The sequence below is a fragment of the Streptomyces purpurascens genome, from assembly GCF_045040895.1.
Classification (GTDB): domain Bacteria; phylum Actinomycetota; class Actinomycetes; order Streptomycetales; family Streptomycetaceae; genus Streptomyces; species Streptomyces purpurascens.
Map to the genome: position 1 here is coordinate 791,476 of NZ_CP108341.1, position 20,696 is coordinate 812,171.

The window sequence follows — 20,696 nt, forward strand, 5'->3', positions numbered from 1 at the left end:
GACATGAGGCGTGACGAGCTGATCCGGCCGGTGCCGGAGCTGTTGCGGCAGCACGCCGAGGCGGCCCCGCAGCGGGTCGCCTACTCCGACTCCTCGCGCAGCGTCACCTACGCCGAGCTGGAGCGCCGCACGCGCTCGCTGGCCTCGTACCTGAAAACCCGTACAGCGCTGCGCGGCGGCGACCGCGTCGCGATCGGCCTCGGCAACCGCGTGGAGACGGTGGAGAGTTGCCTCGCCGTGCTGCGCGCGGGGATGGTCGGCGTTCCGCTGAATCCGCGGTCCTCCGACACGGAGCTGGCCCACTTCCTCCAGGACAGCGGTGCCGAGTTCGTCATCACCGACGCCGCGCGTCTCGCACAACTGCGGCGCCTGGGACCGCCGTACGACCGCCTGGGCGTCCTGGTCACCGGGAGCGGCCCGGCCCCGGACGGCGCCGAGCCGTTCCTGAGCGCGGTCGAGAGCGGCGCGTCCGCGGAGATCGACCTGCTCGGGCTCGACGATCCGGCCTGGATGCTCTACACCTCGGGCACCACGCACCGGCCCAAGGGCGTGCTGTCCACGCAGCGGGCCGCGTTGTGGTCCGTGGCCGCCTGCTACGCCCCGATCTTCGGCCTCTCACCCGACGACCGGCTGCTCTGGCCGCTTCCGCTGTTCCACAGCTTCAGCCACTCGCTGGCGATCCTGGGCGTGACCGCTGTGGGCGCGAGCGCCCGGATCGCCGGTGAGCTGCTGCCGCCGGGCGGGCTGCGGCACGAGCTGCTCACGGCGCACGAGGGGCTCGGCGGGCCCTTCACCATGCTGGCCGGTGTGCCGGCGACGTATCACCAACTGGTCGGCTCGGCGGGCGGATTCCCGCAGGCGCTGCGGATGTGCGTCGTGGCCGGTGCGCCGAGCGGTCCCGCTCTGCGCGCGGCCGTGGAGGAGACCCTCGGGGCGCCGCTGCTCGACGCGTACGGCAGTACCGAGACCTGCGGCATGATCGCGGTGAACCGCCCCGACGAGCCCCGAGTCGACGGTTCCTGCGGGCCGCCCGTCCCGGGCATGGACGTACGCCTCGTCGACCCGCGCGGTGGCGAGGACGTCCCGGACGGTGCCGAGGGCGAGGTCTGGGTGCGGGGGCCGAGCCTGATGGCCGGGTACCACGGGCAGCCCGAGGCGACGGCCGCCGCGCTGCGGGACGGCTGGTACCGCACCGGCGACCTGGGCCGCCGCGTCGAGCACGGCCATCTCCGGCTCACCGGCCGGGTCAGCGAGTTGATCATTCGCGGCGGTGAGAACATCCACCCGACGGAGATCGAGCAGGCCCTGGCGCGGTGTCCGGGCGTGTCCGAAGCCGTCGTCGTGGGGGTGCCGCACGACGTGCTCGGCGAGGTGCCGGTCGCCTTTGTCGTACCGGGACCTGACGGGATCGACACACGGCAGGTGCTCGCCGAGTGCCGGACCCGACTGGCCGACTACAAGGTGCCGACCGAGATCCACGAGATCGCCGCCGTCCCGCGCACCGCGTCCGGCAAGATCGCCCGACACGCGCTGGCCGTCCCGGCTCCGGCCACGGTCGGCACCGCCCATCCCGCCCTGCGCGAGCGGCTGCTGTCCCTCTCACCCGCCGACCAGGAACGCGCGCTCCGCGAAACGGTGCTCGCCGAAACGGCCGAGGTCTGCCGGTACACGCCCGGCGATCGGCCCTACCCGGCCGGCCCCTTCACCGATCTCGGCATGACGTCCGTCGGCGTCGTCGAGCTGGTGGACCGGCTTGGCGAGCTGACCGGCCTGAACCTGCCGTCGACGCTGGTCTTCGACCACCCGACACCGGCCGAGGTCGCCCGGTACCTGCGCGTGGCGCTCTTCGAGGCCGAGTCCGAAGAACGCCCGAAGTCGTACGGCGGTCAGGACCGGTCCCCCGACGACGATCCCGTCGTGATCGTCGCCATGGGCTGCCGCTATCCCGGTGACGTCAACTCCCCCGAGGATCTGTGGGAGTTGGTGACGCAGGGGCGGGACGCCATCTCGGAGTTCCCGCCCGACCGCGGCTGGGACCTGGACGCCCTGTACGACCCCGATCCCGACCGGATCGGCACGTCGTACACGCGGCACGGGGGATTCCTGCACCGGGCGGCGGAGTTCGACGCAGGGCTGTTCGGGATCTCGCCGCGCGAGGCGCTCGCGATGGATCCGCAGCAGCGGCTGCTGCTGGAGACGTCCTGGGAGGTGTGGGAGCGGGCCGGAATCGATCCGGCGTCGGTGCGTGAGAGCGACACCGGCGTGTTCGTGGGCGTGATGTACGGCGACTACTCCGCCCGCTTCAGCCGCTCCCACGAGCTGGAGGCGCATCTGGGGCTGGGCTCGGCGGGCAGCGTGGCCTCCGGGCGGATCTCGTACGTCTACGGTCTGCGCGGTCCCGCGATCACGGTCGACACCGCGTGCTCGTCCTCGCTGGTGGCGCTGCACTGGGCGGCGCGGGCGCTGCGCTCGGGCGAGTGCTCGCTGGCGCTGGCCGGCGGGGTCACGGTGATGGCGACGCCCAAGCCGTTCCTCGCGTTCAGCCGGCAGCGCGGGCTGTCGCCGGACGGGCGCTGCAAGTCGTTCTCGGCGGCGGCCGACGGCACGGCCTGGGGCGAGGGTGTGGGGCTCGTCCTGCTGGAGCGGTTGTCCGACGCGCGGCGCAACGGCCATCCGGTCCTGGCCGTGCTGCGGGGCTCCGCCGTGAACTCCGACGGCGCGTCCAACGGGCTCGCCGCGCCCCACGGGCCGGCACAGCGGCGGCTGATCACACGGGCGCTGGCGGACGCGGGCCTGCGCGCCGGTGACGTGGACGCGGTGGAGGCCCACGGCACCGGCACCAGGCTGGGCGATCCCATCGAGGCGGGGGCCCTGCTGGCCACGTACGGACAGGGCCGCGAGGAGCCGCTGTGGCTCGGGTCGGTCAAGTCCAACCTCGGGCACACGCAGGCGGCGGCCGGAGTCGCCGGCGTCATCAAGATGGTGCAGGCCCTGCGACACGGCGAACTGCCCCGGACGCTGCACGCCGACTCGCCCTCACCGCATGTCGACTGGTCCTCGGGCCGCGTGGAACTGCTGACCGACGCCCGCCCCTGGCCGGCCTCGGACCGGCCGCGGCGAGCGGGGGTGTCGGCCTTCGGGATCGGCGGGACCAACGCGCATGTGATTCTGGAGGAGGCGCCGGAGAGGGGCGCGGCGGGCCCCCAGGAGACGGTGGCGGCACCGCCTGTGCCGTGGCGGCTCTCCGCGGCCGACGAACCCGCCCTGCGCACCCAGGCCCGCCGGCTCGCGACCGAAGTGGCGAACCGGCCCGGCCTGTCGCCCGCCGACATCGGCTACTCGCTGGCGGTGACGCGCTCCGCCCTCCCCCATCGCGCGTTCGTGCCGCCCGGTGACCGGACCCGCGCTCTGGACGCGCTGAGCGCGCTCGCGCAGGGCCGGGACGCGCCAGGAGTCGTACGAGGACTGGCGGACCCGGAGATCCGTACGGCCTTCCTGTTCGCCGGGCAAGGCGCCCAGCGCCCCCGGATGGGCGCCGAACTGCGCGCCTCCTTCCCGGTCTTCGCCGACGCCTTCGACGAGGTCTGCCGGTACCTGGACGACCGGCTCCCCCAGCCGCTCAGCGCGGTGCTGTCCGCCGAGCCGGGCTCGCCGGAGGCGGCTCTGGTGGACCGTACGGACTTCACCCAGGCCGGGCTGTTCGCCTTCGAGGTGGCGCTGTTCCGGCTGCTCGAGTCGTGGGGCGTGCGAGCCGATCGCCTGGTGGGCCATTCGGTCGGCGAGCTGGCGGCCGCGCATGTCGCCGGCGTACTCGATCTGCCCGATGCGGCGAGGCTCGTCGCCGCTCGCGGCCGCCTGATGCAGGCACTGCCCGAGGGCGGCGCGATGGTGGCGCTGGACGGGACCGAGGAGGAAGTCGCCGGCGCGCTGGCGGAGTTCGGGGCGCAGGCGGCGGTCGCTTCCGTCAACGGGCCCCGTTCCGTGGTGATCTCGGGCGCGCGGGAGGCGGTGCTCGCCGTCGCGGCCGGCTTCGAGGCGCGCGGCCGCAGGGCCGTACGGCTGCGGGTGAGTCACGCCTTCCACTCGCCCTTGGTCGAGCCGATGCTTGACGAGTTCCTGGGCGTAGCACGTGAGTTGACCTTCCGGTCCCCTCACATCCCGATCGTCTCCACCCTGACGGGGCGACCCGCCGAGCCCGCGGACATGTCCTCGCCCGAGTACTGGGCGCGGCACGCCCGGCTGCCCGTGCGCTTCGCCGACGCCGTGCGTCGGCTCGCGGACGACAGGGTCTCCGCCTACCTGGAACTCGGTCCGGGTCCCGCCCTCACCGCGGCGGCCACCGACTGTCTGCCCGACGCGCTCACGACCGGCTCGGTTCTCGCCGTGGCGACACGAAGCGGAGCGTACGAACCGGAGACGCTGCTGTCGGCCCTGGCGCGGCTGCATGTGGCCGGGGCCGCTGTCGACTGGGCGGCGGTGTACGCGGGTTCCGGCGCGCGCCGGGTGGAACTGCCGACGTACGCCTTCCAGCGGCAGCGGTACTGGTTGGACGCCACGTCTCCGGCAGCGGCCGACGGCGGGGCCCTGCTGAGCCCGGCGTTCCCGGTGCCGGAGACCGAGCGGACGGTGCTGACCGGGCTGTTGTCCCTCGCGGCCCACCCGTGGCTCGCGGATCATGTCGTCGCCGGGAGGGTCGTCGTGCCGGCGACGGTGTTCGTGGAGATGGCCGTGCGGGCGGGTGACGAGGCGGGCTGCGGCACGGTCGAGGATCTCGTGCTGCTGGCGCCGCTCACCCTGCCCGGTTCCTCGGGGGTGCGGGTCCAGGTCGTGGTGGGTGCGCGGGACGACTCGGGCCGGCGGACGGTCGACATCTACTCCCGGCCGGAGGATTCCACCGAGGACGCCTCATGGGCCAGGAATGTCACGGGTCAGCTGGGCCGGGGGCGCAGTACGCAGGACGAGTTGCCCGCGTGGCCGCCCCGGGGCGCCGAGGCGGTGGACCTCACCGGCGCGTACGCCACTCTCGCCGACGCCGGGCTCGCCTACGGGCCTGCCTTCCAGGGGGTCCGCACGGTCTGGCGGCACGGTGACGATGTCTTCGCGGAGGTCGGGCTGCCCGCTTCGCACACGTCGGAAGCGGGCCGCTTCGGACTCCATCCGGCGCTGTTCGACGCCGCGTTGCACGCGCCGTTGCTGGCCGCGTCCGCCGGGACGAGCCCGGTGCGCGTGCCGTTCGCCTGGAGCGGCGTGAGTCTGCATGCCTCGGGCGCCACGGAGTTGCGGGTCAGGGTGACGCCGACGAGCCCGGACACGGTCTCGCTGACCCTGGCCGACCCGTCCGGCCGACTCGTGGCACGCGTGGACTCGCTGGCGACCAGGGAACTCCCGCCCGACCGGGCCGACATGACGGACGACACGACGGACGACATCGTACGAAGGGCTCTGCTGGGCCTTGAGTGGGCCGCCCTCGACGTCTCCGACGCCGCCGATGAGCGCGCCTGGGTGGTACGCGGGCCCGACGAGCTGAACCTCTCCGAGTTCCTGCCCGGCGCCGGGAACCCCGAAGTCGTCGCCGTCACTGCCCTCGCCGATGCGACCGGCACCGATCAGCTCTCCGCCGTACACGAGCTGACCGGTCGCGTACTCAAGACGCTCCAGGACTGGCAGGGCGATCCGGGCACGGCAGGCTCGCGGCTGGTGGTGGTGACGCGGGATGCCACCGGGCCGGTGCCGGACCTGGCCGGTGCGGCGGTCTGGGGGCTGGTGCGGGCGGCGCAGTCGGAGCTGCCCGGTCGTGTGGTCCTGGTGGATGTGGACGGGCTGCCCGAGTCGCTGCGGATGCTGCCGTCGGCGATCGCCACCGGTGAGGCGCAACTGCGCGTGCGAGAGGGGCAGGTGACGGTCCCGCGACTGGTCGCGGCCGGTGATGCCTCAGGCGACGCGGCTCCCTTCAACGCGAACGGCACGGTGCTGATCACCGGAGGCACCGGCGCCCTGGGCGCGGAGCTGGCACGTCATCTGGTCGCCGAGCACGGCGTACGGCGACTGCTGCTGACCGGACGCCGTGGGCCGCAGGCACCCGGAGCCCGGGAACTGCGCAGCGCGCTGGAGGAGTCGGGAGCGCGGGTCGCCATCGTCGCCTGCGACGCGGCCGACCGTGCCGCCCTGGCCGAGGTGGTCGAGCGCTGCGAGCCGCCGCTGACCGCGGTGGTGCACGCCGCCGGGGTCCTCGACGACGGCGTGCTGGACTCGCTGACCCCCGAGCGGATGGCGGCCGTGCTGGGGCCGAAGGCCGACGCCGCCTGGCATCTGCACGAACTGACCCGGGACATGGATCTTTCGGCGTTCGTCGTGTTCTCCTCCGTCTCCGGTGTGCTGGGCCGGGCGGGCCAGGGCAACTACGCGGCAGCGAACGCGTTCCTCGACGCCCTCGTCCAGCGCCGCGCCGCCGAGGGGCTCCCGGCGGTGTCGCTGGCGTGGGGCCCGTGGGAGCACACCGACGGCATGGCGGCGGGGCTCCCCTCACAGCGCCCACAGGCAAGCGACGTGCTCGTGCCGCTGTCGACACAGCAGGGCTTGGCCCTGTTCAACGCCGCGCTGCGTGCGACGGAGCCGGTGCTGGCGCCGATCCTGCTGGACCGGGCGGCGCTTCGGTCCGGTGCGGGGCGCCTGCCGCCGCCGTTGCGCGGGCTCGTCCGCCAGAACCGGCCGACCGCCGCGGGGACATCATCCGGTTCCGCCGGGTCTTCCGGGCAGATGCTGGAGCCGGGAGCCTGGCGGAAGCGACTGGCCCCCGTGCCCCCCGGTGAGCGGGAGGCGGCGCTCGTGGAGCTGCTGCGGGCCGACGTCGCCGCGGTACTCGGCTACTCGCACGCCGACGCGCTCCCGGCCGGCAAGAGTCTCGCCGACCTGGGGTTCGACTCCCTCACCGCCGTGCAGATCCGCAACCGGCTCAGCATGGCGCTGAAGCTCCGGCTGTCGGCCGCGGTGGTGTTCGAGCACCGTACGGCCGAGGAACTGGCACGCCATCTGCTCGGCCTGCTGGACGGCGAACCGGCCGCCGCGGCCGCCCCCGAGACCCCAGGGCCCGAGCGACAGGCGTACACCCTCTCCTCCCTGTTCCGGACGGTCAGTGCCGCCGGCCAACCGGTGGCGGCGATGCACCTGCTCGTCACCGCGTCCTGGGCGCTGCCCACGTTCCCGGCCGCGCAGGGGCGCGAGCACGCGCTGCCCCCGATCCGCCGCTCCCACGGCCGCTCCGGCTCTCGCATGCCGACGGTCGTCTACTTCCCGGCCTACCATCCCTCGCTCGCGTCGGACGGCGGAGACTTCCCCCGCTTCCACCGCGCGTTCCAAGGCGACCTGGACGTCCTGGAGTTCCCGCACCCTGGGATCGGCGCCGGTGCCGCCGTACCGGAGGACCGTGCCGCGCTGGCGCGTACACAGGCCGAGAACGTGCTGCGGCATCTCGGGGACGCGCCCTTCGTGGTCGTAGGACGGTCGGCGGGCGGCAATGTGGCGCACCTGGTCGCTCACCAGCTGGAGAACATGGGCCGCGCAGCGACCGGTCTGGTGCTGCTGGACACCTACCACGTCACGCCGGAGAACAGCGGCAAGGACTGGCTGCTGTCCCTGGCCGCCCCTCCCCCGCAGGACACCGGAAGGCCCCTCTTCACCGGGGACGAGGACAGTGCTCTGGCGGCGATCGGCGCCTACAACCGGATCTTCCTCGGCTGGGCCCCCGAGCCGGTCGCCACGCCCACGCTCCTGGTGCGCGCGCTGCGCCCCACACCCGCCATGGCGGCCTCCGCCGACGCGGACCACTGGCGGACGTCCTGGCCCGCGGCACACGAGGTCGCGGACGTCCCCGGCGACCATCTGACGATGATGCGGGAACACGCGGAGACCACCGCGTCGGCGATCCGCACCTGGATCGACGCGCGCACGACGAAGGGAGACCAGTGAGTCCGGCCCATCCCCCGCAGGACGTCGACGTCATCGTGGTCGGTGGCGGCCCGGCCGGGTCCACCGTCGCGGCGGCCGTCGCCCTGCACGGCCATCGCGTCCTCCTCGTCGAGAAGGAGACCTTCCCGCGGTACCAGATCGGCGAGTCCCTGCTCCCCTCCACCGTGCACGGCGTGTGCCGGATCCTCGGTGTCGAGGACGAGATGGCGCGGGCGGGCTTCAAGCCGAAGCGCGGCGGCACGTTCCGCTGGGGCCGCAACCGGGACCCCTGGCAGTTCTCCTTCGCGCTGTCGCCCCGGCTGGCCGACCCGACCTCGTTCGCCTACCAGGTCGAGCGGTCCCGCTTCGACGCGATCCTCCTGGACAACGCACGCCGGGTCGGGGTCGACGTACGGGAGGGCTGCCGGGTGACCGGCGTACTCGCCGACGAGGAGCGGGTCCGCGGGGTGCGCTGGACCGGGCCCGACGGCGAGATCCGCGAGGCCCGCGCCCGGTACGTCGTGGACGCCTCCGGCAACGGCAGCAGGATCCACCCGCACGTCGGCGGAAAGCGGATCCACTCCGACTTCTTCCGCAACATCGCGGTGTTCGGCTACTTCGCCGGCGGCGCGCGGCTCCCGGCACCGAACGACGGCAACATCTTCTGCGCCGCCTTCGACGAGGGCTGGATCTGGTACATCCCGCTCCGGGACGACCTCACCAGCGTCGGAGCCGTCGTCGCCCGCGACAACGCCGAGGCCGTCCAGGGGGACCCGGCGACCGCCTGGCGCCGGCTGATCGACGCCTGCCCGGAGATACGCGACCTCCTCGACGGCGTCCCGCAGGCCACGGAGGCCCCCTACGACCAGGTCCGCGTCCGCAAGGACTGGTCGTACTGGAAGTCACAGCTGTGGCGGCCCGGCATGGCACTCGTCGGAGACGCGGCGTGCTTCGTCGACCCGGTGCTGTCCAGCGGAGTCCATCTCGCGACCTACGGCGGACTGCTCGCCGCCCGGTCCCTCAACGGCTGCCTCGCCGGAACCCTGGACGAGGACCGTCTGTTCGCCGAGTTCGAGGCCCGCTACCGGCACGAGTACAGCCTGTTCCACGAGTTCCTGGTCTCCTTCTACGACATGCACCAGGACGAACGGTCGTACTTCTGGAAGGCGCGCAAGGTCACCCATATCGGCACGACGGAACTGGAGGCGTTCGTCGAGCTGGTGGGCGGTCTGGCGTCCGGCGACGCGTCACTCACCGGGGCCGGGCCGGCGGGCGAACGGCTGACCGCGGTCGCCGACGACTTCGAGCGAGCGGTGCGCCGCCTTCCGGACGCCGACGATCTGCGCAATCCGCTCTACGAGTCGCAGACGTTCCGGCAGGTGTTCCAGGAAGGGACCGTCCTGCAGGAACGCGGGCTGTTCGGCGGCCCGCTGGAGGACGAGGCGCCGCAGCGGCCGGGCGGTCTGGTGGCGTCGGAGGACGGGCTGTCCTGGGTCGAACCCTGAGCCGCAGGAATCACATGGTCACCGCCGCGAGACACCCCTTGCCCGGATGCATAGCCTCATGCAGAGTTCTTTCTGCATGAATAGCGGTCAACTGCCTGGATCGAGGGGTGTTTGGGCTTGATCTCGTCTCAGATTGTGAACACTCCGGACACTCCGAGGGGTGTCGACCACGGCCCGGCTCTCGTCGCCCTCGACGGCACCGGTCTCGGTGTGGCGGACGTCGCGCGGCTCGCCTCCGGGACCGCGCGGCCGACTCCCCTGAGCAAGGCGATGCGGCGCATGGAGGAGTCCTGGAACGCCGCCCGGCAGATCGCCGCGACCGGCCGCGTCTACGGCCGCTCCACCGGCGTCGGCGCCAAACGGAACGAGGACGTACCCACCGGGGCGGACGCCGCGCACGGTCTGCGGCTGCTGCGCAGCCACGCCGGCGCCATCGGTGAGGAGATCCCCGCCCGTCAGGTACGCGCGATGCTCGCCGTACGGGCCAACCAGCTGCTGGCCGGAGGCGCGGGACTGCGGCCCACCGTCGTGACGGCGCTGTGCGAGGCACTGGAGAGCGGGGCGTACCCGGTCGTCAACGAGTTCGGCTCCGTCGGCACCGGCGACATCGCGGCCCTGGCGCAGGCCGGACTGGCCTTGGCAGGGGAGCATCCCTGGCGCGGGGGCACCCCGCCGGAGCCCCTGCCGCTCGACAACAACGACGCGCTGGCCTTCATCAGCAGCAACGCCCTCACCCTCGGCCAGTCGGCCCTCGCCCTGCACGAGCTGCGCGGGCTGCTGGAGGCCACCCAGGTCGTCGCCGCGCTGTCGCTGCTGGCCACCGACGGCTCGCACGAGGCCTACGCCGCCCCCGTACACGCCGCCCGTCCGCACCGCGGATGCGCCGACGTCGCCCGCCGTATGCGGGAGTTGATCGGAGCGGCCGATCGTCCGACCCCGCCGCTGGACCGTCTCCAGGACCCGTACGGCTTCCGCTGTCTGCCCCAGATCCACGGCCCGGCCCACGACGCGGCGGACGCCCTGGAAGAGGTCGTCGCCGTCGAGATCAACGCGGCCGCCGAGAACCCGCTCATCTTTCCCGAGGACATGGCCGCCTACCACCACGGCGGCTTCTACCAGGCCCAACTGGCCCTCGCCCTGGACCACTTCCGGCTGTCGCTGACGCAGGTGGCACGCCTGTCGACCTCCCGCCTCGCGACCCTGAACGAGCCCGCCTACACCCGTCTGCGTCCCTTCCTCTCCGACCAGGAGCCCGCCTCCTCCGGCGTGATGATCCTGGAGTACGCCGCCGGGGCCGCACTCGGTGATCTGCGGGCGTTCTCCGCGCCCGCGTCTCTCGGCCACGCCGTACTCTCGCGCGGCGTCGAGGAACAGGCCAGCTTCGCCTCCCTGGCCGCACGTCAGACGCTGCGCGCCTGCGGCGCGTACCGTCTCGTCGTCGGCTGCGAACTCGTCGCCGCCGTACGGGCATTGCGCCAGCGCGGGCTGAGGCCCGAGCCGGGTCTTCCGGTGACCCACGCACTCGAACTCGCCGGATCGGTGCTCGACGAGGACCATGCCGACCGGCCGCTCACGGACGATGTGACGGCGGCGGCCACGCTGCTCGACCGGTTCACGGACATCTGGAGGAAAGGCGCGTGAGGTCACCCGTACGGATCGGCGCACTCGTTCCGCTGACTCGGCCCGGCTGGGCCGAGGCGGGCCACCACCTGCTCGCGGGACTCGAGTCGGCCGTGTCCGAAGTCAATGACGCCGGCGGGATCGCCGGGAGACCGCTCGAGCTGGTGGTCCGGGACACCGCGGCTGATCCGCAGAGGGCCGCGGCGGCCGTGGACGAGTTGGCCGGCCTGGGCGTGGCGGCCGTGGCAGGGGAATATCACAGCGTCGTCGCTCGCGCCGCCGCCACCAGGGCCGACGCCGTCGGCCTGCCGTTCCTCTGCTCGTCGGCGGTTCTCGACGCGCTCACCGAACAGCCGACGGAATGGGTCGCGCGCCTCTCCCCACCGCAGTCCCGCGGCTGGCAGGTCTACGCGGACTTCCTCCTCGGCGCGGGTCACACCCGTATCGCCGTAGCGACCCAGCCGAGTGTCTACTGGGCATCCGGGACCCGCGTACTGCGGAACTGCCTCGCTCCACACGACGGCACCGTCATCGAACTCGACATGAGCGCGCTCACCCCCACGGCCGTGTGCGACGCGCTCGTCGACCATCGCGCGACAGCCCTCCTGCTGCTGGTCGGCCATCCGGAGCCGGCTGTGCCGATCGTCCGGTCCGTCCGACGCGACCAGCGCCTCGCCGAGATCATGATCGGTGCTCCGGCCGGACAACCGGAGTTCGCCGAATGGGCGACGCTGCTGGGCGACGACGGCGCCGGGATCCCGTTCCTGCGGTACCTGCCCGAGCGCCTCGGCCCCCTCGGCGCACGAGTCGAGAGGGCCCTCCGCGAGCGGCTGGCCGAAGCGCCCTCCTTCGTCGCCTTCGAGGGCTACGACACGGTCGCCGTCCTCGCCGACGTACTGCGTTCGCACGGGCCGGACCGGCGGCGCATCGCCGAATCCTGGCCGCGTGTCGCGGTCGAAGGCACCCGCGGGCAGATCCAGTTCACCCGCACGCCAGGCATCAGCGTCTGGCAATGGGCCGGGCCACCCATCCAAGTCGTCGATCGAGATCCGGCGGAACCCGGTCGCTTTCGGATCCTTCACACCGGCTGAGTCACGGACGCGATCGACGGCGGCTTCGGGGACCAGTCGGCCTTCGGCTGGTCAAGGGCCCGCGCTGAAGGCTGGATCCACGTCGGTGTGCAGCAGGTCGTGGTCTGAGAACGGGGTGGACTGCACTCGGTGCCTGAGCGGGGCGATGCCTCGCAGGAAGACGTAGTCGAACTTGCTCTGCCAGTCGGTGGTCGTCTTGCAGGCACCGACGGACAAGGGACGGCACTCGGGGTCTGTGTCCGCGGCCAGGGCCCAGATCGGGGCGAGTTCGGAAGCGTCCGGCACGGCGTTGAAGTCGCCGAGAACGATCGCACGGTCGTGGCGGGCGACGTCTGCGGCGAGTACGCGGGTCTGGTCCGCTCGGACTGCTTCCTGACGTCGTTGGGCGAGGTGGGTGTTGAAGACCCGGAGGGGCTGGCCGCCCACCATGGTGGTGACGGCCATGTACCCACGGTCCTCGGATCCTCCGTCGGGGTATTCCACCTTGACGGCGTCCTTCATCGGTGCCGCGGAGAGGACCGCCTGGCCGAAGGCTCCCGGATTCCACGGCGCTCCCCCGCAGCGTCCCCAGTCCCGAAGGACCGTCCCGTACTCGACGTGGTACTCCAGCCCGTGAAGGCTCTTCAGATAGTCCCGGATCATCTCGACGTCACGCACGCACGCTTCTTGCAGGCCGATGACCTGAGGCGCATACGTGGCGATCTCCGCCGCCCGGCCGACATTGCCGGCCTCGCACGGGTTGCAGATGTTCCACGTCATGACCCGGTTCGGTACGACGTCCCTGACGGCATCGACGGGAACCGACCTGCCGAAGAGGGCATCGCTCGGTGCACTGGGTCCGACCAGCACCATGCAGGCCACGACCACGGCGCCCGCGAGCAACCGCGTACCCCTTACGAGCACCATCGCCTCCTCCATGCGGATACAGGTGGCATCCGACGTCTCCATGGACGAGGTTATGGGACGGGGCTGTCAGCGACACATGGTTCTGATCCTTCAGCAGACGCCTCGCCCCGGAGGACGGCGAAGTAACACGATCGACCCTCCTTGGGAGCATCCGGCACGGGGCAACAACCCGGCTCGGATAATGACCAACGGTGCGCGAAGCGCGCGAGAACTCTTGCGCGCTTCGCGCAGCCATGCGAGCGTTCCCCTGGCGCCGCCGCCTGTCACCCACGGACAGCGACGCCACCTGCGCATTTCGCGCAACAGGCGCACTTCAGACGCACATCCGGCGTCGACAGCCGCGCATCACGAGGCATCACCCGCCCACGTCCCGGCCCGTCCCGGCCCGTCCCGGAAGGAAACGTCGTGACTGTCGGCATCAAGTACGCGGCCGTCCCGCCACACCTTCGAACAGGCCCCGGGCAGCGGCCGTTTCGGTGATTCCAGGCTGGCCGCGATGTACCGCGAGCGCTACTGGAACTGGTCGAGCACCTGCTCGCCAACATCACGGCAACTGCCGTGGGCGTGGGCCCGATGCCCCGCCTACAACCGCTGACCCCACCCCTGAGTGTTACGGAGACCCCCTCATGGCAACCGGCCGCACCCCAGCCGAGTTCACCGCCGCCCTGCGCGCCCGCGAACAGCTCGTCGGCTACTGGTCCCTGCTCGACTCACCCGTCGCCGCCGAGCGCCTGGCCCGCCTCGGCTACGACTACCTCGCCTTCGACGCCCAGCACGGACTCTTCGGCTACCAGGGCATGCTCAACAACCTCCTGGCCACCGACACCAAAGGCAGCACCGCAGTCGGCATGGTGCGCGTGGAGGCCAACGACCCCACCTACATCGGCAAAGCCCTCGACGCGGGCGCGACCGCCGTCATCGTCCCGCTGATCGACAACGCGCAGGACGCCGCCGACGCGGTCGCCGCCGTGCGCTACCCGCCACTGGGCCGCCGCTCCTACGGACCGATGCGCGCCCAGCTCCGTATCGGACCCCACCCGGCCGACACCCACGCCCAGACCGCCGTCCTCGCCATGATCGAAACCGCCGACGGCCTCGCCAACGTCGAAGCCATCTGCGCCACCGACGGCCTCGACGGCATCTACGTCGGCCCCTCCGACCTACGCCTGGCACTGGGCGCAGCCACCTCCACCGACCCCTCCGTACAGCAGGAGTTCGAGCAGGCCCTCACCCGCATCAGCAAAGCGGCCGAAGCGGCAGGCATCGCCGCCGGCATCCACAACGCCGACGGCACAAGCGCAGCCCACCGCCTCACCCAGGGCTACACCTTCGCCACCGTGGCCTGCGACCTCATCCACCTCCAGCAGATCGCCACGTCCCACCTCGAAGCGGCGCGCGGCGGAGCGCGCTGATGACGACCACGCTCATCACGACGCCCACCTTCGCGCGGCATTCGGCGCACCCCTGGCAGATCCTCGAGGAGGCCGGGGCAGGACCGGTCCGCCCCCGCGCCGACGCGGCCCTGCCCAACGCCGAACTCCTCGCCCACGCCGCCCGAGCGGACGCCTTGATCGTCGGCATGGACCCCATCACCGCCGAGGTACTGGACGCCGCACCCCGCCTCAAGGTGGTCGCCAAACACGGCGTCGGCGTGGACACCATCGACGTGGCCGCCGCCCACGCCCGCGGCATACCGGTCGTGTGCGCACCGGGCAGCAACTCCCGCGCGGTGGCCGAGTACAGCTTCGGCCTGCTCCTTTCGGCGACGCGCTCCCTCACCGCCTCGCACTCCGCGGTGGAGTCGGGCGACTGGCCGAAGCTGTTCGGCCCCGAACTGCACGGCAAGACGCTCGGCATCGTCGGCTTCGGCCGCATCGGGAGTCTCCTCGCCGGCTACGCCCGCGCCTTCGGGATGCACGTGCTCGCGCACGACCCGTACGTCCCCGGCGACGACGTCCGCGCGCACGGCGCCGAACCGGCCGCCCTCGACGACCTGCTGGCCCGCGCCGACGCCGTCAGCCTGCACAGCCCGCCCGACCCGTCCGGCACACCGCTGCTGGACAGTGCCCGGCTCGCGGCGATGCGGCCGGGCGCGATCCTGGTCAACGCGGCGCGCGGCGGCCTCATCGACGAGAGCGCCCTCGCCGCCCTGCTGCGTTCCGGGCACCTCGGGGCAGCGGCCCTCGACGCCTTCAGCACCGAGCCTCTCCCCGCCGACCATCCCCTGCGCAAGGCCCCACGTGCCCTGCTCACCTCGCACATGGCCGCCTGCACTCCGGAGGCCAACCGGGCCATGGGCGCGATGGTCGCCGAGGACGTCGTCCGCGTACTGGCAGGCGAGGCGCCCCACCACCAGGCCCGCTGAGCCCCGCCACCTCCAGGGCCGGCCGCCCCGAGTCCCCCGCACCCGGCGCCACGACACACACCCGTCCCCATATCGGATACCGGCGACGACGCCGCACGATCCCCTAGGACCCGACATGGCCATCACGTCGACCGACGGCGCCGCCGCGGCGCCGCCCCCCGCGCAGCCCGACCCGTACGCGCTGCGCGCCGAAGACGCCCGCCCGGCCCCCGACCGCTTCCGCGGCCGCCTGCGCCACCTCGGTCCCGGGCTCATCCTGTCCGCCGCGGTCGTCGGCTCCGGTGAACTGATCACCACCACCTCGCTCGGTGCGAAGGCGGGCTTCGCCCTGCTGTGGCTCGTGGTCATCTCCACCGCGGTCAAGGTCTGGGTGCAGATGGAGCTGGCCCGCTGGACCATCCTCAACGGCCGCCCCGCGCTGGACGGCTTCCGCGCTGTCGGACCCCGCATCGGCCGCCTCAGCTGGATCAACTGGCTGTGGATCGGCATGGACTTCGCCAAGATGTTCCAGCGCGGCGGCATCATCGGCGGCACCGCGGCCGCCTGTTCCATCCTCTTCCCGATCCACGGCGGGTCGCTGAGCGGCACGTCCCTCACGATCTGGGCCGTGATCGTCACCGCCGCCGCCGTCCTCATCCTCCAGACGGGCAAGTACCACGTCGTCGAGCGGGTCGAGGTCATCGGCATCACGCTCAAGACGGTGATCACCGTCGGCCTGGCGCTCGCCCTGCCGTTCACCGCCTACGGGTACGGCACCGAGCAACTCGCCGACGGGCTCAGCTTCCAGATCCCGGCCGGCACGGTCGGCATCGCCCTCGCGATGTTCGGCATCACCGGCGTCGGCGCCGACGAGATGACGACCTATACCTACTGGTGCCTCGAAAAGGGCTACGCCCGCTGGACCGGCCCCGACGACGGGAGCGAGCAGCGTGCCCGGCGCGCCGAGGGCTGGCTCAAGGTCATGCGGCTCGATGTGGGTGTCTCCTGGTTCGTGTGCACCCTCTGCACCCTGTCCTTCTACGTGATCGGCGCCTCCGTGCTGCATCCGCAGGGCCTGGTGCCCGAGGGCAACGACATGATCACCACGTTGTCGCACAGCTATACCGACACGCTCGGCCCCTGGGCCGAGTACCTCTTCCTGGGCGGTGCGATCTCCGTACTCTTCTCGGTCACCGTCGCCTCGTCGGCCAGCGTCCCGCGCCTGTGGACCAACACCCTCGGCCTGCTCGGCGCGATCGACTGGAACGACATGCGGGTCCGCACCCGCACCATCCGGATCCTCACCTGGTGCCTGCCCCCGGTGTGGATGTGCTTCTTCCTGTGGGTCCAGTCCCCGGTCCTGATGGTGCAGATCGGCGGCATCGGCGGTGGCATCTTCCTCCTCGCGGTGGTGATCGCGGTCTGGCGCCTGCGCTACACCGGCGTCCCGCCCCGCTTCCGCGCCAATCCCTGGATGACCGCCGCCCTGGTCCTCAGCAGCGCGGCGATTCTCTTCCTCGGGGTGTACGGGGTGCTCGACACGCTGGGCCTCACGCCGGGCGACTGAACCAGCCACGCCCCACGCGGCAACCGCGCACCGCCAAGGGGCCGTCCTTCACGCGCCGCCGCCGAGGTCGCACGGGACGCGCTGCTCGCCCTCGGGGGCACGCTGGGAGGTACCGGTGCAGTGCAGCAGTTCCTCGCCGCGCGGCGGTGTTCGCCTGGATGGCGATCGGCACAGTGTCTCTCGAGCCCTAGCGGGCCGAGCGGAGCTTCAGGCAGGCTCTCGCGCATGGTCTCGGTGGTGCAGAATGTGGCGATCGACTGTGCGGATGCCTATGAACTGGCTCGGTTCTGGAGTGAGGTGCTCGGTTCTCCGCTGCATCCGGAGGACAACCCAGGTGATCCGGAGACCGCGGTGATGCTGCCGGAGGGCCCGCTGCTCTACTTCAACCAGGTGCCGGAACCGAAGACCATCAAGAACAGACTTCACCAGTGCCTGCGTCCCGAGACCACACGCGAGGAAGAGGTCGAGCGCCTGCTGAGCCTCGGGGCCACCCTCGTCGACGACCGCCGGGAACCCGACGGCGCCGACTGGGCCGTCCTCGCGGACCCCGAGGGCAACGAGTTCTGCGTTCTCCGCAGTGAGTCCGACCGCGCGGCAAGCGACTGACGGACTACGCATGGCACTGGTCCCACAGAAGGCCGGTACTGGATGAAGCCAGGACGGGCTCCTGGCGCAGGTTTGCGGATCACGTCGATCGCCGCGCCCCATGCCGCCGCGTCGGCGCCCTTCGGAGTCACGACGGTGTCGGCGGTCGTCAACGCGACATACTCCCGGGGCCGCTCGGCGGGTCGCAGCGCGTGGATCGCCACGAGTTGACGTGCCAACAGCGGGACGCGCGTCTCCACTCCCTCATCGTCGAGGATCGTCCGGCCCGCCAGATGGGTCATAAGGAGCGATGGATACTCGCACTGCGCGGCGGTCGGATCGACCGCGACCAGTCCAGGAGCCGGCACGCCGGTCCCCGCGAGCAGGGTCAAGGCGCCGGCCTCCCTGTTCAGCCAGTCCTCGGCGTGCTCCACATTGACGAACGTCCGCAGCACCAGGTCACGGGTGCCTCCGTCCCGCGTTCCGATGGTCAGCCTCCGCATTTCGGCAGTGATGCCGCCGTGCAGTGGCTCGGTTCTGACGACCCGTTCGCCGACCTCCAGGTGCCGGCTCACCCATGCCAGTGTCAACGGTCCGACAGCCGCCGCCTCATCGTGGATGGTCACCGTGCGACCTCATCATCCGGACGGGCGGCACGCGCGAGCCGGAGGCTGCGCTGCCCCGCCCTCGTCGGCCGCGGTCGAATGCGACTTCAGCAGGTGGTCGATGTGGCGTTGAAGGATGTCCAGTGCCGTGGCCGGGGAGTGGTGGCCTGCCAGGACGTGGGTCGTGAGGCCGTCTGCCAGGGCGAGGAGCGTGTGGGCTTCGCGATCGGGGTCGAGGCGCTGGGGAACTTCCCGGGTGTCCTGGCCGTAGCGGATGAGCCACGCGATGAGGCCGTGGAGCTTGGCATAGGTGTCGTGCAGGACGGCGGCCAGTTTCTCGCTGGCAGGGGCATGGGCGACGAAGGCCAGCCAGACCTGAGCCTGTGTCTTCGATTCCTCATCCAGCAGGGCGAGTTCGGCCAGCGTGTGGGACAGCAGGGTCGATGCGGCCTGGGGGGTGGAGGAGGCGGCGATGCGCTGGTTGGCGCGTTCGCTGACGTGTTGGGAGATGTGCTCCAGCGCGAAGAGCAGCATGTCCTGCTTGGTGCGGAAGCATCGCTGGACAGCGCCCATGGACACGCCGGCCTCGGCGGCGACGTCACGGAGGCTGACGGCCTCCATACCGGAGCGCGCGATCAGGGTGCAGACCGCTTCGGCGATCCGTCGGCGTCGGTCCTCGTAGTCGACCTGCCTGGGCACGGTTGGCTCCTCCCCACGTTCTGATGCACTTGCATCGTATCCGGATTCACCGCACGATGTGATGCGATCGCATCGGAACGATGCGCGGACAACGGGAGGGAACGATCGTCATGGAGAAGCAGCGCAAGAGGACGGACAGCAGCTCGGGGCAGGGGATGCTGTGGCTGTTCGGTGCCATCCTCGCCATCCAGGGCTTCGGCTCCGCCATCACGGAGGCCGGCTGGGATACGAGCTTTGGTGTCGCCGGCCTCCTGCGGGCAGCCCATATGCCTGAGTGGGCAACGCCGCTGGTCGGCTTCGCGGGTTTGGCCCTGCTGGGAATGGCGGCGCGCCGTCACTACACGGGGAGGCGGGCGGACCGCCACTCGTGAGAAGTCCGCCGGCCGACCGGCGAGCCGGGATGCTCCGAAGCCCTCTCGGACAGCCCCGTTCACCGGGTCGAGCCTGCGGCGGTCAGGCAAGCTAGCGGCCTCGCCGCGTCGCGAGGGCGCTGATGCCGCGCGGCGGGGCCGGCCCGCGGAGCCTGTCGCTGGAGGTCGGGTGCTGTTGCGCCACGTACTGGCGCACGAGCTTGCCCCTGCGGCAGCCGGCGCGGCCTGTAAAGACAGGACTTTTCCTGATAAGAACTGACTGAAGCACGAGGCAAGACCGGCCGGGAATCACCCTCCGTCACGGATCGTCCAGCAGACACTGGGGAGGCAGCCGGTGGGAGACGTCGGGATCGACCGCAGGGCTTTCCTGAGTGGGGTCGGCGGAATCGCAGCCGGTGCGGCTGCCGTATCGCTCACCGCGTGCGACAGCCGCACCGACCGGAGTTCCACCAAGAGCGGCAAGTTGCTCGTGGTCCGTGACTTCGGCGGCGCTTATGGCGAGGCGAACCGCAAAGCGATCTACGACCCGTTCACCAAGGAGACCGGCGTCCGGATCAACGTGGTGAACTACTCGAGCGACCAGATCCTCGCCCAGATCAAGGAAGGCCGTCCGCGGTTCGACGTCATGGACATCGACATGTCCAATCTGGTGCGCTTCGAGCACGAGGGCGCCTCCCAGGAACTGGACTACGGCCGCTTGAAGAACACCAGGAACGCGGGAATCGCCGAGTCCCTGCTCACCCCCAACGGTGTGGGCAAGAGCTACTGGGCCAGCGTCCTCGCCTACGGCGCGGACGCCTTCGGCGGGAGGAAGCCCGCCTCGTGGGCGGACTTCTGGAACCTCGGCACCTTCCCGGGCAGAAGAGCGCTTCAGGGCACGGTGGACTGGCCGGAACTGGAGTTCGCCCTGCTCGCCGACGGAGTACCGCTCGACGGGCTTTACCCGCTCGACGTGCACCGCGCTTTCAAGGTCCTCGACGAGATCAAGGGCTCGGTGCGGACGTTCTGGGAATACGGCGCCGAACCGGGTGAGCTGCTGGATCGCAAGCAGGTCGAGGCCTCCAGCACCTGGGCCGGCCGCGTCCAGAGCCTGATCAAGGGCGGGTCTCCGCTCGCGTACGAATGGAACGGCGCCCGCAGGCAGAGCAACGGATACGGCATTCCCAAGGGCGCCGCCAATTCCGACGGCGCCTATCGGCTCATCGATTTCGCGCTGCGGCCCGAGGTGCAGGCCCATATGACCCGGATATACCCCGAAGGGCCTGTGGTGCCCGCCGCCTACGGATTTCTCACCGAATCCACCGCCGTGAACCTGGCGAGCACACCTGGACACCTGCTGTCGGGCTTCGACCTGGACATCGCGTGGTGGCTGGAGAACGGGAACTCCGTGACCAGGCGCTGGCAGGAGTGGGTACGCAACTGACCGACTGAACCCAGCCATATGGCCGTATATGAACAC

Annotated in this window: 12 protein-coding genes and 1 pseudogene; 10 read left to right on the forward strand and 3 right to left on the reverse strand. The window is 71.5% G+C overall.

Going from position 1 to position 20,696, the window contains the following annotated elements:
• The first annotated feature begins 3 nt into the window (after window positions 1-3).
• From OHU35_RS03645 to OHU35_RS03660, 4 genes are all read left to right on the forward strand, one after another.
• Window positions 4-7,965, forward strand: a complete 7,962-nt coding sequence (locus tag OHU35_RS03645; protein ID WP_405504594.1) for an SDR family NAD(P)-dependent oxidoreductase — start codon at window positions 4-6, stop codon at window positions 7,963-7,965.
• Window positions 7,962-9,449, forward strand: a complete 1,488-nt coding sequence (locus tag OHU35_RS03650) for an FAD-dependent oxidoreductase (RefSeq protein ID WP_405504596.1) — start codon at window positions 7,962-7,964, stop codon at window positions 9,447-9,449. The genes OHU35_RS03645 and OHU35_RS03650 overlap by 4 nt, the downstream gene beginning before the upstream one ends.
• Window positions 9,450-9,569: 120 nt before the next feature.
• Window positions 9,570-11,090: an aromatic amino acid ammonia-lyase gene (locus tag OHU35_RS03655; protein WP_405509167.1), complete on the forward strand. Its 1,521-nt coding sequence runs from the start codon at window positions 9,570-9,572 to the stop codon at window positions 11,088-11,090.
• Complete coding sequence (locus tag OHU35_RS03660; RefSeq protein ID WP_405504598.1) at window positions 11,087-12,160, forward strand: ABC transporter substrate-binding protein; 1,074 nt, start codon at window positions 11,087-11,089, stop codon at window positions 12,158-12,160. Before OHU35_RS03655 ends, OHU35_RS03660 begins: the two co-directional genes overlap by 4 nt.
• A gap of 51 nt (window positions 12,161-12,211) precedes the next feature.
• Here the strand turns inward: OHU35_RS03660 and OHU35_RS03665 are convergent, their stop codons facing one another.
• Complete coding sequence (locus OHU35_RS03665; RefSeq protein WP_359895650.1) at window positions 12,212-13,108, reverse strand: endonuclease/exonuclease/phosphatase family protein; 897 nt, start codon at window positions 13,106-13,108, stop codon at window positions 12,212-12,214.
• 584 nt (window positions 13,109-13,692) lie between these two features.
• On the opposite strand from OHU35_RS03665, the gene OHU35_RS03670 reads away from it, so the two are divergent.
• The 4 genes from OHU35_RS03670 (at window position 13,693) to OHU35_RS03685 (ending at window position 17,583) form a co-directional block, all read left to right on the forward strand.
• Window positions 13,693-14,478, forward strand: coding sequence for an HpcH/HpaI aldolase/citrate lyase family protein (locus OHU35_RS03670; protein ID WP_405504600.1), 786 nt, complete (start codon window positions 13,693-13,695; stop codon window positions 14,476-14,478).
• On the forward strand, window positions 14,478-15,431 hold the full coding sequence (locus tag OHU35_RS03675) for a phosphoglycerate dehydrogenase (protein WP_405504602.1): 954 nt from the start codon (window positions 14,478-14,480) through the stop codon (window positions 15,429-15,431). The genes OHU35_RS03670 and OHU35_RS03675 overlap by 1 nt, the downstream gene beginning before the upstream one ends.
• A 115-nt stretch (window positions 15,432-15,546) precedes the next feature.
• A complete protein-coding gene (locus OHU35_RS03680) occupies window positions 15,547-16,977 on the forward strand; it encodes an Nramp family divalent metal transporter (protein WP_189730677.1) in 1,431 nt (476 codons plus the stop codon).
• A gap of 225 nt (window positions 16,978-17,202) precedes the next feature.
• Window positions 17,203-17,583: a VOC family protein gene (locus tag OHU35_RS03685; RefSeq protein ID WP_405504604.1), complete on the forward strand. Its 381-nt coding sequence runs from the start codon at window positions 17,203-17,205 to the stop codon at window positions 17,581-17,583.
• A 62-nt stretch (window positions 17,584-17,645) separates the two neighbouring features.
• Here the strand turns inward: OHU35_RS03685 and OHU35_RS03690 are convergent.
• A pseudogene (locus tag OHU35_RS03690) lies at window positions 17,646-18,188 on the reverse strand (phosphotransferase family protein); the annotation flags it as partial.
• A 12-nt stretch (window positions 18,189-18,200) separates the two neighbouring features.
• Window positions 18,201-18,866: a TetR/AcrR family transcriptional regulator gene (locus tag OHU35_RS03695; protein ID WP_229873509.1), complete on the reverse strand. Its 666-nt coding sequence runs from the start codon at window positions 18,864-18,866 to the stop codon at window positions 18,201-18,203.
• A 110-nt stretch (window positions 18,867-18,976) separates the two neighbouring features.
• Here OHU35_RS03695 and OHU35_RS03700 point away from each other — a divergent pair, with 110 nt between their 5' ends.
• Window positions 18,977-19,237, forward strand: coding sequence for a hypothetical protein (locus tag OHU35_RS03700; protein ID WP_229873508.1), 261 nt, complete (start codon window positions 18,977-18,979; stop codon window positions 19,235-19,237).
• A 334-nt stretch (window positions 19,238-19,571) separates the two neighbouring features.
• Window positions 19,572-20,660 carry an ABC transporter substrate-binding protein gene (locus OHU35_RS03705; RefSeq protein WP_189730671.1) on the forward strand — a complete coding sequence of 363 codons (1,089 nt, stop codon included), beginning with the start codon at window positions 19,572-19,574 and terminating at the stop codon, window positions 20,658-20,660.
• Window positions 20,661-20,696 lie beyond the last annotated feature (36 nt).

Excerpts from the sequence above, each read along its gene's own strand:
- OHU35_RS03645 (WP_405504594.1), top strand. The coding sequence starts at position 4 with ATGAGGCGTGACGAGCTGATCCGGCCGGTGCCGGAGCTGTTGCGGCAG.
- OHU35_RS03665 (WP_359895650.1), bottom strand. The coding sequence starts at position 13,108 with ATGGAGACGTCGGATGCCACCTGTATCCGCATGGAGGAGGCGATGGTG.
- OHU35_RS03670 (WP_405504600.1), top strand. The coding sequence starts at position 13,693 with ATGGCAACCGGCCGCACCCCAGCCGAGTTCACCGCCGCCCTGCGCGCC.
- OHU35_RS03675 (WP_405504602.1), top strand. The coding sequence starts at position 14,478 with ATGACGACCACGCTCATCACGACGCCCACCTTCGCGCGGCATTCGGCG.
- OHU35_RS03680 (WP_189730677.1), top strand. The coding sequence starts at position 15,547 with ATGGCCATCACGTCGACCGACGGCGCCGCCGCGGCGCCGCCCCCCGCG.
- OHU35_RS03685 (WP_405504604.1), top strand. The coding sequence starts at position 17,203 with ATGGTCTCGGTGGTGCAGAATGTGGCGATCGACTGTGCGGATGCCTAT.
- OHU35_RS03700 (WP_229873508.1), top strand. The coding sequence starts at position 18,977 with ATGGAGAAGCAGCGCAAGAGGACGGACAGCAGCTCGGGGCAGGGGATG.